General features: G+C 35.2%; 15 protein-coding genes and 1 other annotated feature. Of the genes, 1 reads left to right on the top strand and 14 read right to left on the bottom strand.

What is annotated here, in order from left to right:
* Positions 1 to 171: 171 nt before the first annotated feature.
* On the top strand, positions 172 to 1,113 hold the full coding sequence (locus ADJ83_RS21380) for a 4-hydroxy-3-methylbut-2-enyl diphosphate reductase (RefSeq protein ID WP_016202994.1): 942 nt from the start codon (positions 172 to 174) through the stop codon (positions 1,111 to 1,113).
* Positions 1,114 to 1,291: 178 nt separating this feature from the next.
* Here ADJ83_RS21380 and ADJ83_RS21375 read toward each other — a convergent pair whose 3' ends face one another.
* From ADJ83_RS21375 to cdd, 14 genes are all read right to left on the bottom strand, one after another.
* Complete coding sequence (locus tag ADJ83_RS21375) at positions 1,292 to 2,410, bottom strand: Nif3-like dinuclear metal center hexameric protein (RefSeq protein WP_031536618.1); 1,119 nt, start codon at positions 2,408 to 2,410, stop codon at positions 1,292 to 1,294.
* A complete protein-coding gene (locus ADJ83_RS21370) occupies positions 2,404 to 3,114 on the bottom strand; it encodes a tRNA (adenine(22)-N(1))-methyltransferase (protein ID WP_016202992.1) in 711 nt (236 codons plus the stop codon). The genes ADJ83_RS21375 and ADJ83_RS21370 overlap by 7 nt, the downstream gene beginning before the upstream one ends.
* A gap of 26 nt (positions 3,115 to 3,140) precedes the next feature.
* A complete protein-coding gene (locus ADJ83_RS21365) occupies positions 3,141 to 3,680 on the bottom strand; it encodes a hypothetical protein (protein WP_031536617.1) in 540 nt (179 codons plus the stop codon).
* A gap of 152 nt (positions 3,681 to 3,832) precedes the next feature.
* On the bottom strand, positions 3,833 to 4,957 hold the full coding sequence (gene rpoD, locus ADJ83_RS21360; protein WP_016202990.1) for an RNA polymerase sigma factor RpoD: 1,125 nt from the start codon (positions 4,955 to 4,957) through the stop codon (positions 3,833 to 3,835).
* A gap of 38 nt (positions 4,958 to 4,995) precedes the next feature.
* Positions 4,996 to 6,810 carry a DNA primase gene (gene dnaG / locus ADJ83_RS21355; RefSeq protein WP_031536616.1) on the bottom strand — a complete coding sequence of 605 codons (1,815 nt, stop codon included), beginning with the start codon at positions 6,808 to 6,810 and terminating at the stop codon, positions 4,996 to 4,998.
* 39 nt (positions 6,811 to 6,849) lie between these two features.
* A complete protein-coding gene (locus tag ADJ83_RS21350) occupies positions 6,850 to 7,311 on the bottom strand; it encodes a YaiI/YqxD family protein (RefSeq protein ID WP_031536615.1) in 462 nt (153 codons plus the stop codon).
* A 493-nt stretch (positions 7,312 to 7,804) separates the two neighbouring features.
* Positions 7,805 to 8,635 carry a pyruvate, water dikinase regulatory protein gene (locus tag ADJ83_RS21345; RefSeq protein WP_031536614.1) on the bottom strand — a complete coding sequence of 277 codons (831 nt, stop codon included), beginning with the start codon at positions 8,633 to 8,635 and terminating at the stop codon, positions 7,805 to 7,807.
* On the bottom strand, positions 8,628 to 9,278 hold the full coding sequence (locus tag ADJ83_RS21340) for a helix-turn-helix transcriptional regulator (protein WP_035416268.1): 651 nt from the start codon (positions 9,276 to 9,278) through the stop codon (positions 8,628 to 8,630). The genes ADJ83_RS21345 and ADJ83_RS21340 overlap by 8 nt, the downstream gene beginning before the upstream one ends.
* A 213-nt stretch (positions 9,279 to 9,491) precedes the next feature.
* A complete protein-coding gene (gene glyS / locus ADJ83_RS21335; RefSeq protein ID WP_031536612.1) occupies positions 9,492 to 11,558 on the bottom strand; it encodes a glycine--tRNA ligase subunit beta in 2,067 nt (688 codons plus the stop codon).
* A complete protein-coding gene (gene glyQ / locus ADJ83_RS21330) occupies positions 11,551 to 12,441 on the bottom strand; it encodes a glycine--tRNA ligase subunit alpha (protein WP_031536611.1) in 891 nt (296 codons plus the stop codon). The genes glyS and glyQ overlap by 8 nt, the downstream gene beginning before the upstream one ends.
* A 113-nt stretch (positions 12,442 to 12,554) precedes the next feature.
* Positions 12,555 to 12,729, bottom strand: a binding site (T-box leader).
* 74 nt (positions 12,730 to 12,803) lie between these two features.
* A complete protein-coding gene (gene recO / locus ADJ83_RS21325) occupies positions 12,804 to 13,565 on the bottom strand; it encodes a DNA repair protein RecO (protein ID WP_031536610.1) in 762 nt (253 codons plus the stop codon).
* Positions 13,566 to 13,598: 33 nt separating this feature from the next.
* Complete coding sequence (locus ADJ83_RS24655; RefSeq protein ID WP_065429142.1) at positions 13,599 to 13,742, bottom strand: YqzL family protein; 144 nt, start codon at positions 13,740 to 13,742, stop codon at positions 13,599 to 13,601.
* Between the two features lie 191 nt (positions 13,743 to 13,933).
* Positions 13,934 to 14,848: a GTPase Era gene (era, locus tag ADJ83_RS21320; protein WP_031536609.1), complete on the bottom strand. Its 915-nt coding sequence runs from the start codon at positions 14,846 to 14,848 to the stop codon at positions 13,934 to 13,936.
* Positions 14,838 to 15,239, bottom strand: coding sequence for a cytidine deaminase (gene cdd / locus ADJ83_RS21315; RefSeq protein WP_031536608.1), 402 nt, complete (start codon positions 15,237 to 15,239; stop codon positions 14,838 to 14,840). The genes era and cdd overlap by 11 nt, the downstream gene beginning before the upstream one ends.
* Positions 15,240 to 15,445 lie beyond the last annotated feature (206 nt).

Genomic DNA, 15,445 nt, shown 5'->3' with positions numbered 1-15,445 from the left:
AAAAGGGAGCTAAAAAAACTCCCACAAAAACTTGACTCAATCTCCAGACACATATACTTTGTAAACCTCTCGTATGTTATATATAATAGACATGTTATATTATTTAAGAAATATTAGTACATTTACTTAATATATTTGTTTATAGAAGTATCGTGCAGGAGGAATCGGAGAATGAAAGTCATAAAAATTGCACCACGAGGGTATTGCTATGGAGTTGTCGATGCTATGGTAATTGCGCGAAATGCTGCTTTAGATAAAACATTGCCTCGTCCTATCTACATTCTAGGGATGATTGTTCACAATAAACATGTAACAGATGCATTCGAAGAAGAAGGTATTATCACTTTAGATGGTCAAAATAGAAAAGAAATTTTAGAAAAAGTAGATTCTGGAACAGTCATCTTCACTGCGCATGGTGTATCTCCAGAGGTTCGCAAAATAGCAGCAGAAAAAGGGTTAGTAACGTTGGATGCTACTTGCCCAGATGTAACAAAAACACATGATTTGATTAAAGAAAAGGTCAAAGAGGGTTACTATATTATTTATATAGGGAAAAAAGGACATCCTGAACCAGAGGGGGCCGTTGGTGTTGCTCCACATGCAGTATCATTGGTAGAAACACTTGAAGATGTTAGCAGCTTAGAAATTAATCAAGATAAAATTCTTGTGACAAACCAAACAACGATGAGTCAATGGGATGTTGCTGATTTAATGGAGAATATTAAGAAAAATTTCCCGCAGGCTGAATTCCATAAAGAAATCTGCTTAGCAACACAAGTAAGACAAGAAGCGGTTGCAAAACAGGCAGGAGAAGCTGACGTATTAATTGTTGTTGGCGATCCAAAGAGCAATAACTCCAATCGTTTAGCACAAGTTTCTGAAGAAATTGCCCATACGGCTGCATATCGTATTGCAGACATTTCAGAACTCAAACTAGAATGGTTAAAAGACGCAAGCAGTGTTGCAGTAACAGCTGGTGCATCGACTCCAACCCCTATTACAAAAGAGGTTATAAATTTTCTGGATCAATATGATCCAACAGACGAAAGTACATGGCAGTTCGAAAAGAAAGTTCCTTTAAATAAGATTTTACCAAAAGTTAAGGTAAAATAATCTTTGAAGAGGATGTTTCTATAAAGTTTGTTGCAATCACCCGTAGCCTGAATACACTTAACGCTCCATGGAGCGCAAGCTGTATTCAGGCTGCTCTGTTTTTCAAGATAAAAAAGCAGGCAAAGCCTTTAATCTACCCAAAAAAAGTTTGTCTGCTTTTCATTTACAATAATCCTCATTAAATAAAAGTAAACGGATCAGTATGAATTACAGAAGGGAAAATCTCCACTTCATAGCCATTGTCTTTACACATTGTTGTTAAAACCTTTGTTACCCCCATCTTCATCACTTTTTCAACATTGTGTCCAGGGTCAATGATATTTAACCCTACAGCTTGTGCATCATGGGCAACATGATAATACATATCTCCTGTAATATAGACGTCCGCGCCTTTCATTAAAGCATGGGAATAATATTTATTACCGTCTCCACCTAAGACAGCAACTTTTTTGACCTTTGCATCTAAATTTCCGACCACACGGACCCCGTCTACTTCAAAGACTTTTTTGACTTGATTAGCGAACTCTCTTAAGGTCGTCTCTTCTACTTTACCAATACGGCCTAAACCTAATTGTTCCCCTTTTATTTGCAAATCATAGATGTCATAAGCAACTTCTTCGTATGGATGAGCTTTAAGCATTGCTCTTATTATTTTCTTTTCTTTAGAAGCTGCATAAACCGATTCGATTTTCACTTCATCTACATGTTCTAATTTATTGACAGCTCCAATGTAAGGTTCAGCTCCTTCTAGAGGTTGAAATTCACCGATTCCTTCTGTTGAAAAAACGCAATGACTATAATTGCCTATTGCCCCGGCTCCAGCATCGCCGATCGCTTTCTTTACCTGTTCTGCCATGTCTTTAGGTACATAGACAACTAATTTCTTTAATTTATCCTCATAAGTCGGCACTAATACTTGCGTTTCCTTTAATCCTAATGCATCACTTAAAAGATCATTGACGCCACCTTTTGCGACATCAAGATTTGTATGTGCAGCATAAACAGAGATATCGTGCTTAATTAATTTATGCATTATTTTTCCTGATGGATTATCCATTGTTATTTTGGAGAGTGAGCGAAAAATCGGTGGATGATGAGCGATAATTAAATCTACTTTTTGTGAAATTGCCTCTTCAACTACCTCGTCAAGTACGTCGAGTGCAATCATGACACGTTTTACAGGTCTGCTTAAATCGCCGACCTGCAACCCTATTTTATCTCCTTCCATTGCATATACTTTAGGGGAGAATTGCTCAAACAAAGATATTATTTCATAACCATTAATATTCTTCATGATTTATTCACCTCATCCACTAATGTTATCTTTTGTTGCAGTTCTTTGCGTTTCTGTATATTTTCTTCTGATTCAGGTGCAGCTTCTAACTGGGAAAGTATCCTTTGCCAATTCTTTTTCTCTAGGTTCCATTTTTTCACAAATGCATCATTTCTTTCTTTCATTAAAAATGGTCCAAATAATATTGCGCTCTCTTCTCTTGTTTCGTATAAAGCAGAAGAATCCCCTTTTTCGGCCACTAGTATCTCATAAATTTTACCATCTTCTTCTAATATTTCTTCTGCTACTAGAGTCCAATTATTTCTTAACAGCCACTCACGAATAGAGACTGCACTAATATTTGGCTGCAAGACCAATCTTTGAACATTCTTTAATTTGTCTCTTCCATTTTCTAAAATGGATGCGATTAGTGCCCCACCCATTCCTGCTATCGTAATGCAATCTACTTCATTTATTTCAACTACTTCAAGACCATTACCTTTTCGCACAGATATTTTTGACGTTAATCCTTCTTGTTTCACCTGTTTAATAGCTGATTGGTAGGGACCGTCAACCACCTCTCCAGCGATGGCGAAACGAACAGCGTTCCTTTTTACCATATAGCACGGCAAATATGCATGATCGGACCCTATATCAGCAAATGTTGAATCTCTAGGTATGTATTTCGCGACAGTTTCTAATCGTTTCGATAATTTATCTGTATTCATTATATACACCACATTTCAAATTCTAGTTAAAGCAAATACTTTGATACGACAAGTATAATTAATAAAGTAGCACCAATTATAGCAGCAATCGTAAAATAGAGTAGCTTATATTTCTTTCCACATAAATACCAAAATAAACAGTTAAGGAATAAAATGATATATAAAAATATGATTGCATTGGAAAAAAACTTCAAAACAAACGCTACACTAAATAAAAGAAAAATAATTGCAGCAACAGCAGCTGGTATATCAACATTTAACTGTTTCTTATTATACAAAAAAATTCCTACAAAACAAAAAATCAGAAAAATTAGTGAAATAGCCATTTGCAAAATGAAAGACAATTCAGTAAAATATAATAAAAATATAGTTAATGGAATGAAAGAAAAAAATAATAATGGCAGAAAGAATACACTATTTCTTTTTTTCCTTATCTTATTTTCTTCTACACCATTTCCTTCTGTATATAATGTGAGTAAATAATCACAATAATGTTCTGGAAGCATTTTATTTTCTTTCCAATAAGCTATTTCCTTTACAATAATCATTTTTCTCTGGTCTTGCATCTTTAGCATCACTTCCTTTTATTTAAGTAATAACTAAGTGAAAAAAGCGCATTAACATTTCTAAAACTGAAAAAAAAGAAATAGCCTCTTCATACAGGAAGTAAACTATTTCTTTATGGAATCATATTGAAGATTACTAAGCCGTAAGCTACTTACTCTAAGAAATCTTTCAATCGTTTGCTTCTGCTTGGATGTCTTAACTTTCTTAAAGCTTTTGCTTCAATTTGACGAATTCTTTCACGTGTTACACCAAATACTTTTCCTACTTCTTCAAGTGTACGTGTACGGCCATCGTCAAGCCCAAAGCGCAATCTTAAAACATTTTCTTCTCTATCTGTTAATGTATCTAATACGTCTTCTAATTGCTCTTTAAGTAATTCATAGGCAGCATGCTCTGAAGGAGAAGTAGCATCTTGGTCCTCAATAAAATCGCCTAAGTGAGAATCATCTTCTTCACCAATCGGTGTTTCTAAAGAAACAGGCTCTTGCGCTATTTTTAAAATTTCTCTTACTTTGTCTGGTGATAAATCCATGTCTTCTCCAATTTCTTCAGGAGTTGGTTCGCGGCCAAGATCCTGTAGTAATTGACGTTGCACACGAATTAATTTATTTATGGTTTCAACCATATGAACAGGTATACGAATTGTTCTCGCTTGGTCCGCAATTGCACGAGTTATTGCTTGACGAATCCACCATGTTGCGTACGTACTAAATTTAAATCCCTTTTCATAATCAAACTTTTCAACAGCTTTAATTAAACCCATATTTCCTTCTTGGATTAAATCAAGGAACTGCATTCCACGTCCAACATAACGTTTAGCAATACTTACAACTAAGCGCAAGTTAGCTTCTGCAAGACGGCGTTTCGCTTCTTCATCGCCTTGTAATATACGTTTTGCTAAATTAATTTCTTCTTCTGCTGAAAGTAAATCTACTCTTCCAATTTCTTTTAAATACATACGAACTGGATCATTAATTTTTACACCTGGGGGAACACTTAGGTCATTTAAATCGAATTCTTCCTCCCCTTTTGCAAGCTCTTGGACATTCGGTGCTTCTTCTTCACCATCACCGATTAATTCGACTCCCTGATCACCTAAAAATTCATAAAACTCATCCATTTGGTGAGAATCTAATTCAAAACTGGATAACTTCTCAGCAATATCATCATATGCGAGCACACCCGTTTTTTTACCTACTTCTGTTAATTGTTCCTTTACCTGATCAAGAGTTAATTCCGTTTCAATCTCTTTTGAACGGGCAGACTTCTCAGCCATATGTCCCCCTCCTTCCAAAAAATCAAGACAATAATATACTATTTTAACGTTTTTTCTAATAAAAGGACTTCCATGCCAATTTGAGCAGCTTTTATATAGTCATTTTGACGTTCTGCATCTTTCAGCATTTGCTTCTTTTCCTTTATTTCAAGCAATTTCTCATAATTAATGATTTGTTTCATATAATCACTAATTTCTACTTCACTTACCTCTTCATTCACTTCCATCATTTCGATTTCAGCTACGATCCGTTGTAAGTCTGGATCGTCAATAAAATTCATAAATGAACTTGTATCGTTACCAAAACCCTTTTCATAATAAGCAAGAAGATAAGTAAAGATCGCTTGGTGTTCATCAATATTAAATGCTTTTCCCTGTAAAGAGTCTTGCACTTTGTAGGCAATATCCTCACTTTTAAACATATGTGCAAGCAGTCTTTTTTCCGCAGTATGATATGCTGGTAATAATCCAGTTGCCCGTTTTTTAACCGTGTATTGTTTGACAGGAACTACACTTTTTTCAACAGCATTTTCATTTGGAACTGATTGTTCCATCTGCATCTCTTGCTGCTTTAATGCCTCTAAAGAGAGAGAAAACTCATCTGCTACCTGTCGTAAATAAAGGTCTTTTTCTACCGCCTTCTCCAGTTTAGCAATTTCTCCTATTACTTCTTCTATATAAGCGAGTTTATCTCCTTCATTTTGAAGATTTTTCCCTCTTCGATAGTAAAGCATTTTAAATCCCATGAAAGGTATGCTTCCATGAAGTATTTCCTGTTGCAATTTATCTTCCCCAAATTTGTTCACATAATCATCTGGGTCCATTCCATCTGGTAACATCACTACTTTTACAACACAATTAGCCTTTGTAAGAAGCTGTCCTGCACGAAAGGCTGCTTCTATCCCAGCTGAATCAGAATCATAACAAATCGTTACATTTCGTGCGTTTCTTTTTAGAATTGTGATATGCTCCTCCGTTAAGGAGGTCCCCATTGTCGCAACACTGTTTTCAACTCCCGCTCTTGTTGCAGCTATAACATCTGCAAATCCTTCGAAAAGAACGGTATGTTGAAGCTTTCGTATTATAGGCCTTGCTTTATGAAAATTGTAAAGTGTATTGCTTTTATTAAAAATTGGAGTTTCTGGACTGTTAAGGTATTTGGGATTATTATCCCCTAAAGCACGTCCAGAAAACGCAATTGTGTTACCATTTCGATCATAGATAGGGAATATTATTCGATCGCGAAAACGATCAAAATATTTCTCATCCCTTTCACTTTTTACAATCAAACCAGCTTTTTCTAATAGCAAAACATCAAATTTACGTTTCCCTAAAAACTTCACAGCTAAATCCCAGGAATTAAGTGTATAGCCTATTTGGAACTTTTCAATGATAGGTAAAGTAAAGCCCCTATTAGACAAATATTCTAATGCATGCTGACCATCCTTTGTGTTTACGAGCAAATGATGGTAGAATTTAGATAATAAATCATGTGCATCAATCATTTGCTGTAAATTTTCTGGAATGGCTGGTTTTCTTTCCAGCTCAGACACTTCGATACCTAATTCAATATTCGCACGGTCAGCTAAACTTGATGCAACTTCTACAAAAGAAGAGCCTTCTAAGTCCATAAGGAAAGTAAATACATTTCCACCTGCATGACAGCCGAAGCAATGGAATATCTGTTTATCTGGCGATACAGTAAAAGAAGGTGTTTTTTCGCCGTGAAAAGGACAAAGACCGATAAAATTGCGCCCTTGTCTTGTAAGGGATACATGTTCTCCAATGATTTCAACAATGTCAGTAGCCTGTTTGATTTCATTGAGTTTATCTTCAGGAATGCGCGCCACCATTATCTACACATCTCCCTACTTATTGCCTACTTTAAAGAATTATTCGACGTAACCAATCGATTCTCCTTCAACTTTCGACAAAATCCTTATAAAATTTCTTCTGAATTTTTGGCGATCCTCTTCTGTATAAGGTTTTGGCCCTTTCCCATATACCCCTTTTCGTCTTGCCTTAGCAGATAAATATCGCATATCAAGTGCAGTATTTATAGTTTTCTCCTCAAATATTACGCCCCTAGGGGAGAGGACAGTAACTTGCTTTAACAATAACGTAGAGGCAAGGCCAATATCTTGAGTGACGACAATATCCTGTTTTTTGGTAGCATTCATAATAAATAAATCTACAGCTTCTTTATCGCTATCCACATACTTCCACTTTTGTTCGTCATTTTCTTTCATCATATGTGCATAGGATGCAACGAATAGCAATTCATAATGATAATAAGAAGCTATTTCGACAATATCTTCTTTTACAGGACAGGAATCAGCATCAACATATACCATATGTTTCCCTAATGTACTATTAATTCTACATCACTCCACATATTCCTTCTTCCTAAATAATTTTTTCACGAAAGAAGTAATGTCGAAAATTTTTTTATCCCTTTCCTTGACTTCTCACAATAAATAGTTTATTCGTAAAAAGCCAAGTCTAAACCTAAAACATGATACTTTTTTATCACAATTTTTTATTATAGTATAAATTCACTTGAAATTCCATCTTTTTTTATCTATAATTATTCCTTTTATGCCATACTAGAACCAAAATACATACAAAAAATAAATTAAGATAGGTCATTAAATTAATTTTATTAAATAGAAATTATCTTTGCTAATTTATTTTATGAACACAACCATTTTTAGAAACGGCCATTTAAATAGGACGAGAAATAGTTCACTTGAAAATTATTGAAACACAAGTTTTTCATAATTAAAAACTTGATTCTCCCATATGAGAATCAAGCTTTTACCAATTAATCTCACTAATATCAAGCAGTTATCTGTCTGTGCTATACTTAGATCTATAATACAAACTGTGAATAATATTTGCTGTTTCTTCCACTGCTTTATTTGTAACATCAATAACTGGACAGCCAAGTCGATTCACAATGTCCTCAAAATAAGTTAGCTCTTCTTTTATTCTTTCAATTTGCGCATAACTCGCTTTGTCACTTAATCCAAGAGAAATAAGGCGCTCTTTTCTAATATTGTTTAATTTTGTCGGACTTATTTTTAAACCAAAACATTTACTCGCCGGTACTTCAAATAACTCTTTTGGCGGGTCTACCTCTGGCACAATCGGTACATTTGCTACTTTGACTCTTTTATGGGCTAAAAATTGGGAAAGTGGTGTTTTAGAAGTCCTCGAAACACCAATTAATATGATATCAGCCTTCTCTAAACCTCTCGGATCCCTGCCATCATCATATTTCACAGCAAATTCTATTGCCTCCACTTTTTTAAAATAGTCTTCATCTAATTTCCGAACAAGTCCTGGTTCATAAAGTGGAGTCTTTCCCCATAACACTTGAAACTGATCAATAATTGGTCCAATTATATCGCATGCATATACTCCTTCTTGCCGAGCTAGCTCACTCATATAATTACGGATTTCTGGTTTAACAAGTGTATAGGCAATCATTCCATGCTCTTCTTTTGCTTGCATTACTACTTCATGAATGTTTGATTTATCCTCTACAAAAGGAAATCTTTTTATAAGCACATTAACATTGTGGCCGGAAAATTGGCTGATTGCTGCTTTTGTTACAAGTTCAGCTGTTTCACCAACCGAATCAGATACAACATATATAATTTGTCTTTCAGTCATTTTGTTCCTCCACAATTCCATCACGATTATTAGACAAGTCTACAAACGCTCTAGTAATATTAGTTTTCGAAACTCTTCCTATTACAAGAAGACCATTCTCCGTTTTTTCTACAACTGGGAGTGCATCAATTTCTCGATTCATTAATTTACAGCCAACATCTACTAATATTTCCTCTTCAAAACAATACGTGACATTCGGCATCCTTGTCATAATAATCGCAACTGGCAACGAATTTAACTCTTGTTTACCAATACTTGCTCGCAATAGATCTTTACGAGAAACAACTCCTGTTAATGTGGAGTTCTCATCAACGACAAAAATGGTTCCAACATCTTCTGTAAACATAATTACGATTGCATCATATACAGAGGAATTTTCATGAACCACAACTGGATGTGAATAATAATCCTTCACTAATATATTGCGTATATTATCGATTACTTGTCTTTCCGAGTTTTTTCCCGTATAGAAGTATCCTACTCGAGGTCTGGCATCTAAAAAGCCCGCCATTGTCAATATCGCTAAATCAGGTCGAAGGGTTGCCCTTGTCAAGTTTAATTTATCTGCAATATGCTCACCTGTAATTGGGCCACTCTCTTTTACTATTTCAATTATTCTTTCTTGCCGTTTGTTCAGTTCGATCTCCTATTCACCACCTTCATTTAGGTAACGATATCTACTAACTATTATATACGAAATAGGCGGAATCAAAAGAAAAAGAATCCAAAGTTATCTATTTTATCTATAATATTTAAAACATTTGCTCGTTCTTTTCCTTATCACGCCATTAAATTCTTACAAAACGAAACTAGGTAGGGGTGGCCCTGCCTAGCTCTTTTTAAAACAATTTAATTCTTACTTTACAATTATTTCGTTTACACTTGCAAATCCTTTAATATAGGAAGCTATTTCCACCATCAGATTTAATCGATTTTCTTTCACTTTTTCTTCATCAGCCATAACCATAGTATGATCAAAGTATGCTGAAATAGCATCTTTTAAGGAGAATAATAAATCAAAATATTCTTCTTCATTTACCTCTGAATTTATTTTTTCCATTACATCTTGAAAACGATTATAAAGTTCATGTTCATATTCGTTTTCAAATAAACTTGGATCAACCGGGGAAATTGTTGTTACCTTATTAGAAATATTGATGATTCTGCTTAGGGCTTCAATTCCTTCTTTAAAATCGGCAGCTCCCTTGCGAAGCTCAAGAACGCTTGCTTTTCTTAACACACTTGCTGCTCCACCAATTTTTTCTGCTAATATGGCATCAATCATATCATAACGAATGCCTTTTTCTTGTAAAATATGCTTCACACGCAATTTAAAGAATGAAAGAACGGAATCAACTAGTTCTTCACCAGCTACTTTTAAAGAATGTGACATTGCATTTATGGTGAGATCGACTAAGCTCTCAATGGATATACTCCAGTTTTTATCAATGAGCGTCTGCACAATTCCTGTTGCCTGTCTTCTTAAAGCGTAAGGGTCTTGTGATCCTGTCGGAACCATGCCAATACTAAAGAATGAGACAATCGTATCTAGTTTTTCAGCAAGTGCCAGGACTGCCCCTACATTACTCTTAGCTGTTTCATCCTCCGCATGGCGCGGCATATAATGTTCGTTTATCGCAGCAGCTACTACTTTTTTCTCTCCCTTTTGCAAAGCATACCGTTCTCCCATTAATCCTTGCAGTTCTGGGAATTCATAAACCATATTGGTAACAAGGTCAAACTTTGCAATTTGTGCTGCTCTATCAACATCCTGTTGTTCTTCTTTTGTTAAATTTAGCTTTTCAGATAAGGAAGCGGCAATTGCTCGCACTCGAGCAACTTTTTCTGCTAAAGTGCCGATTTCCTCGTGATAAACAATCGTTTCCAACTTTTTAAGAAGATCATCAATTACTAGTTTTTGATCTTCTTTATAGAAGAATGCTGCATCAGCAAGTCTTGCTCTAAGAACTTTCTCATTTCCTTTTGCAACTTTTTCTAAATGTTGATGATCACCGTTACGAACAGTGACAAAGTATGGCAACAGCTTTCCTTCCTTTGATTTCACTGGGAAATAGCGTTGGTGTTCCTTCATACTAGTGATTAATACCTCTGTAGGCAATTCTAAAAACGACTCTTCAAAAGTACCAAATAATGTAGTTGGATATTCAACTAAATTGGTTACTTCATCTAATAAATCTGCATCGATTGGAATCACCCAATTATTTTCTTCCTCTAATTTTTTAATTTGAGAAACAATAGCCTCTTTACGTTCGTCAGCATTAACCATTACATACTGAGCTAACATTTTTTTCTCATAATCAGATGGATTGTTGAAAACAATTTCTCCACCAAGGAAGCGATGACCGAGAGATTTATTGGAAGTTTCTACATTGGCGATAGAAAAAGGTATTACTTCCTCGCCGAATAATGCGATTAGCCATTTTATTGGGCGTATGTAACGTAAGTCATTATTTGCCCAACGCATATTTTTTGGAAAAGTTAAGCTTAAAATCAATTCTTTTAATTCAGGCAATAACATACTCGTTTGTTGTCCTTTTATGAACTTTTTAACGTGAGCATACTCTACACCATTTATTTCTTTAAAATATATATCTTCTACTGTTAAACCTTGTCCTCTAGTAAAACCAGCAGCTGCCTTAGACCATTCTCCGTTATCACTTTGCGCAATTCGTTTGGCAGGACCTTTTGCTTCTTCTTCCCTATCTTGCTGTGATTCATCTAAACCAGCAACAACTAGTGCCAATCTACGAGGAGAAGAAAATGCATAAACAGAAGTATAGCCTAATTGCTTTTCACTAAGCCATGACTCCATTTTTCCCTTCAATGCCTCTATGCTAGCAGGGATGAAGCGAGCGGGCATTTCTTCTAAACCAATTTCCAATAACAAGTCTCTTTTATTCATGACTTTCTCCCTCCTTGCTTTTTAAAATTGGGAATCCTAATTTTTCTCTTTCTTCGTAGAATGTTTTGGCAATCTTACGTGCTAAATTTCTACATCTTCCAATATATCCCGTTCTTTCCGTAACAGAAATAGCCCCTTTAGCATCCAATAGATTGAAAACATGAGAGCATTTTAATACATAATCATAAGCAGGATGTACTAGACCCTCGTCCATTTGTCTATGTGCTTCTTTTTCATAAATGGAAAATAAATTAAATAGCATTTCTGTATCAGATGTTTCAAATGTGTATTTACTATGTTCAAATTCTGGTTGATAAAAAATATCTTTGATTGTAAACCCATCTGTCCACTCTAAATCAAAAACATTCTCTTTATCCTGAATGTATGATGCCAATCGTTCAATCCCGTATGTTATCTCAACAGATACTGGCTTACATTCAATACCGCCAACTTGTTGAAAATAAGTAAATTGTGTGATTTCCATGCCATCAAGCCATACTTCCCATCCGAGACCAGCACAGCCTAGAGAAGGATTCTCCCAGTTATCCTCTACAAAACGGATATCATGCTCAAGTGGATTAATGCCTAGTGCCTTTAAAGAATCTAAGTATAGTTCTTGAATATTATCTGGCGATGGCTTCATGATAACTTGAAATTGATGATGCTGATATAGGCGATTGGGATTTTCACCATATCTTCCATCAGCAGGTCTTCTCGATGGCTCTACATAAGCCACATTCCAAGGCTCAGGACCTATCGCTCTTAAAAAAGTGTAAGGACTCATTGTTCCTGCACCTTTTTCCACATCATATGCCTGCATCAAAATACAACCATAATCTGACCAATGTTTCTGCAATGTTAAAATCATGTTTTGAATATTCATTGCTTAAATACACCTCCGAAATTGATAAATCATTATTTAGCATAGAAACTTTAGCCGAGACCTTTTAAATTTAGAAACACAAAAAAACTCTCGTCTCTATGCCAAATTTTTGACATAGGGACGAGAGTTAACCCGCGGTTCCACCCTATTTGCTGTATACATACAGCCACTTTCATACGCAGTTGCTCCAAGAACGCCTTCCTTAATACTCATGCACTTGGCTTTCACTATCCCAAGCTCGCTTTTCATGAGGAGAAATAAGTACTACTTTCTTTTCAACGCAACACTCTTATTTACATGAATAATAGCGAAATTTTTTTTGATTGTCAACCTTGCAACCAATTGGAATCAAAATTTAGTTATTATGTAAAAGCATCTCCCAAATTTTTCATGGATTGGATAAACTTTTTAGATTTCAAATATAACCCTGAATATTCTTCATAATAAGCATCAATAATCATACTAAGTTCTTTCTTTGTTGTATCTTTTACTGAAATACTTCCTAGTCGAGATATATCCATATAATAAAAAATCCGGAGAAGCTTCACAGTAGCCTGAGAAATTTTATAATGATATAGATCTTTTTCCAAGCATTGATGGCAGACCAATCCTCCTTCTCGTATGGAAAAAGAAAAATGGCCTTCTGTTGCTCCACAAAAAACACAACGATCTAATGTTGGATATAACCCCAAACCGTTTAACATTTTTAATTCATAAATGTTCACTAGAATTTCCGGGTCAAATTCTTCATTCATATAATTCAAAGTTTGAAATAATAATTCGAAATGAAAAGGATTTGGCTTTGGCTTTTTTTCATCTGTACATTTGTCAGTAAGCTCTACTATGTAGCTTGCATATGCGGTAAGAAAAATATCCTCTTTTAATCCACGCATGCTAGAAATAATATCGCCCTGCTGCAAAAGACCTAATCCACTACTACGCTGAACGAGAAAATAGCCATAGACAAAAGGTTGGGTTACAGCAGAAAGTCTGCTGTTTGGCTTTTTTGCACCTCTTGCCATAACCCCAACCTTTCCCCATTCTCTTGTAAAGAGAGTAACAATTTTATTTGATTCACCGTAGTCAATTGATCTAATAACAATTCCTTCACACTTTTCCAGCATCACCATTCACCATCCCTTACTATAAGGACAGCGCTATGAGATGGGATAATCAAGTTCTGCTAGTTCCTCTTCTTGCATTCCTGGTATTTCATGATTAGTCTTTTCTAATTCTTTAAAGAGTAGATAAGTATCAATGTTACCTGTTTTGGAAAAAACTTTCCAGGTAAAGTCTAACATGTAAAACCCCACCTTTCGATTTTAACTAGCTGTTTATAACTTTAATCTTATCATAGCCTGTCTTTATAAAATCATGAGACGAAAATATTGTTAATTGATCGCATGTATAATTTTTTAATACCTATGAATTCAAACCATGACGGTTTTTGCAGGTCGAGTAAAATATATCTATTCGCTAAAAAAACAACTAATTAATATTCGTCTTCTCTAAAGCCGAAGTCACGGAGCTGTGTCATTTTATTACGCCAATCTTTTTGCACCTTTACCCATAACTCTAAGTAAACCTTATTTCCGAGAAGATTTTCGATATCTGTTCTCGCTCTTTTTCCAATCTCTTTCAGCATGCTTCCTTGTTTACCAATAATAATCCCTTTTTGAGAATCACGCTCAACGATGATTGTTGCCATTACATTAATAACATCGTTTGGTTTTCTCTCCATTTTCTCAATGACGACTGCAAGGGAGTGAGGAATTTCCTCTCTTGTTAAATGAAGTGCTTTTTCTCTTATTAATTCTGAAACAATAAAGCGTTCTGGATGATCGGTTACTTGATCAGCCGGATAAAACTGTGGTCCTTCTGGCAAATATTTTTTTATTTGCGTTAATAATGTTTCCACATTATTTCCCTCTAAAGCAGAGATAGGAATAATCTCTTTAAATGGATATTTTTCTTTATATGATTCAATAATCGAAAATAATTGATCTGGATGAATTGTATCAATTTTATTAATCACTAAAAATATCGGCGTCTTAACTGTCTGGAATTTTTCAAGAATAAATTCTTCGCCTTTTCCAAATCCTTCTTCCGCATTAACCATGAAGAGGATTAGATCCACTTCTTTCAACGTATTTTGGGCTACCTTCATCATAAAATCACCAAGTCGATGCTTTGGCTTATGAATTCCAGGTGTATCAATAAATATGAGCTGGGAATCATCTGTTGTTAATACACCTTGAACTTTATTTCTCGTCGTTTGTGGCTTGTCGCTCATTATGGCAATCTTTTGGCCAATTACGCGATTTAAAAACGTAGATTTTCCTACATTTGGTCTTCCGATAATGGATATAAATCCTGATTTATGCTCTGATTGGTTATTAATGTTCATGTAAATCCTCCGGTGAAAATGCTCCTGGCAATAATTCTGCCACAGTTAATGTTTGTATGTCGCCTTTTAAATTTGTCAATACTACTTCCATGTCTTTAGGACACAGCTCAGAAATTACTTGTCTGCAAGCCCCACAAGGAGAAACAGGTCCCTCTGTATCAGCAATAACGACAAGCTTCTTAAAGCTAGTATCACCTTCTGATACCGCTTTAAACAAGGCTGTTCTTTCCGCACAGTTTGTCATACTATAGGCTGCATTTTCAATATTACAACCATGATAAACGGTTCCATTTTCGGAAAGAAGCGCCGCACCTACCTTGAATTTCGAGTAGGGAACGTATGCTTTCTCACGAGCAAGCTTAGCTTCTTCTATTAGAAGTTCTTTTTTCATGTAAACCCCTCTTTTCCTTTGCAGTTTTTTATTTCCATTTTGCAGTTAACATTTGGGTGTATAAATAGACGCTTAAATGGCGGCGAGTTGTCAATTGTCTCGACTCACTTACCATTTTTTTTAGTAAAGCTTTATCTTAAAATAATATCTTACATTTAGTTATCCCTTTGTAAGAAGGAATATATTAGCCTTCAAATTATTTTAAA

The organism is Bacillus sp. 522_BSPC, from assembly GCF_001076885.1.
Taxonomy (GTDB): Bacteria; Bacillota; Bacilli; order Bacillales; family Cytobacillaceae; genus Niallia; species Niallia hominis.
This window is presented reverse-complemented; position numbering and strand designations above follow the sequence as displayed.

Bases quoted from the DNA above. Each gene is read 5' to 3' on its own strand.
- ADJ83_RS21365 (WP_031536617.1), bottom strand. From the start codon at position 3,680: ATGCAAGACCAGAGAAAAATGATTATTGTAAAGGAAATAGCTTATTGG.
- recO (WP_031536610.1), bottom strand. From the start codon at position 13,565: ATGCTGGAAAAGTGTGAAGGAATTGTTATTAGATCAATTGACTACGGT.
- ADJ83_RS21380 (WP_016202994.1), top strand. From the start codon at position 172: ATGAAAGTCATAAAAATTGCACCACGAGGGTATTGCTATGGAGTTGTC.
- ADJ83_RS21350 (WP_031536615.1), bottom strand. From the start codon at position 7,311: ATGGTATATGTTGATGCTGATTCCTGTCCTGTAAAAGAAGATATTGTC.
- ADJ83_RS21345 (WP_031536614.1), bottom strand. From the start codon at position 8,635: ATGACTGAAAGACAAATTATATATGTTGTATCTGATTCGGTTGGTGAA.
- era (WP_031536609.1), bottom strand. From the start codon at position 14,848: ATGAACATTAATAACCAATCAGAGCATAAATCAGGATTTATATCCATT.
- ADJ83_RS24655 (WP_065429142.1), bottom strand. From the start codon at position 13,742: ATGTTAGACTTTACCTGGAAAGTTTTTTCCAAAACAGGTAACATTGAT.
- dnaG (WP_031536616.1), bottom strand. From the start codon at position 6,810: ATGGTGGCGCGCATTCCTGAAGATAAACTCAATGAAATCAAACAGGCT.
- glyQ (WP_031536611.1), bottom strand. From the start codon at position 12,441: ATGAATATTCAAAACATGATTTTAACATTGCAGAAACATTGGTCAGAT.
- glyS (WP_031536612.1), bottom strand. From the start codon at position 11,558: ATGAATAAAAGAGACTTGTTATTGGAAATTGGTTTAGAAGAAATGCCC.
- cdd (WP_031536608.1), bottom strand. From the start codon at position 15,239: ATGAAAAAAGAACTTCTAATAGAAGAAGCTAAGCTTGCTCGTGAGAAA.
- ADJ83_RS21370 (WP_016202992.1), bottom strand. From the start codon at position 3,114: ATGAATACAGATAAATTATCGAAACGATTAGAAACTGTCGCGAAATAC.
- rpoD (WP_016202990.1), bottom strand. From the start codon at position 4,957: ATGGCTGAGAAGTCTGCCCGTTCAAAAGAGATTGAAACGGAATTAACT.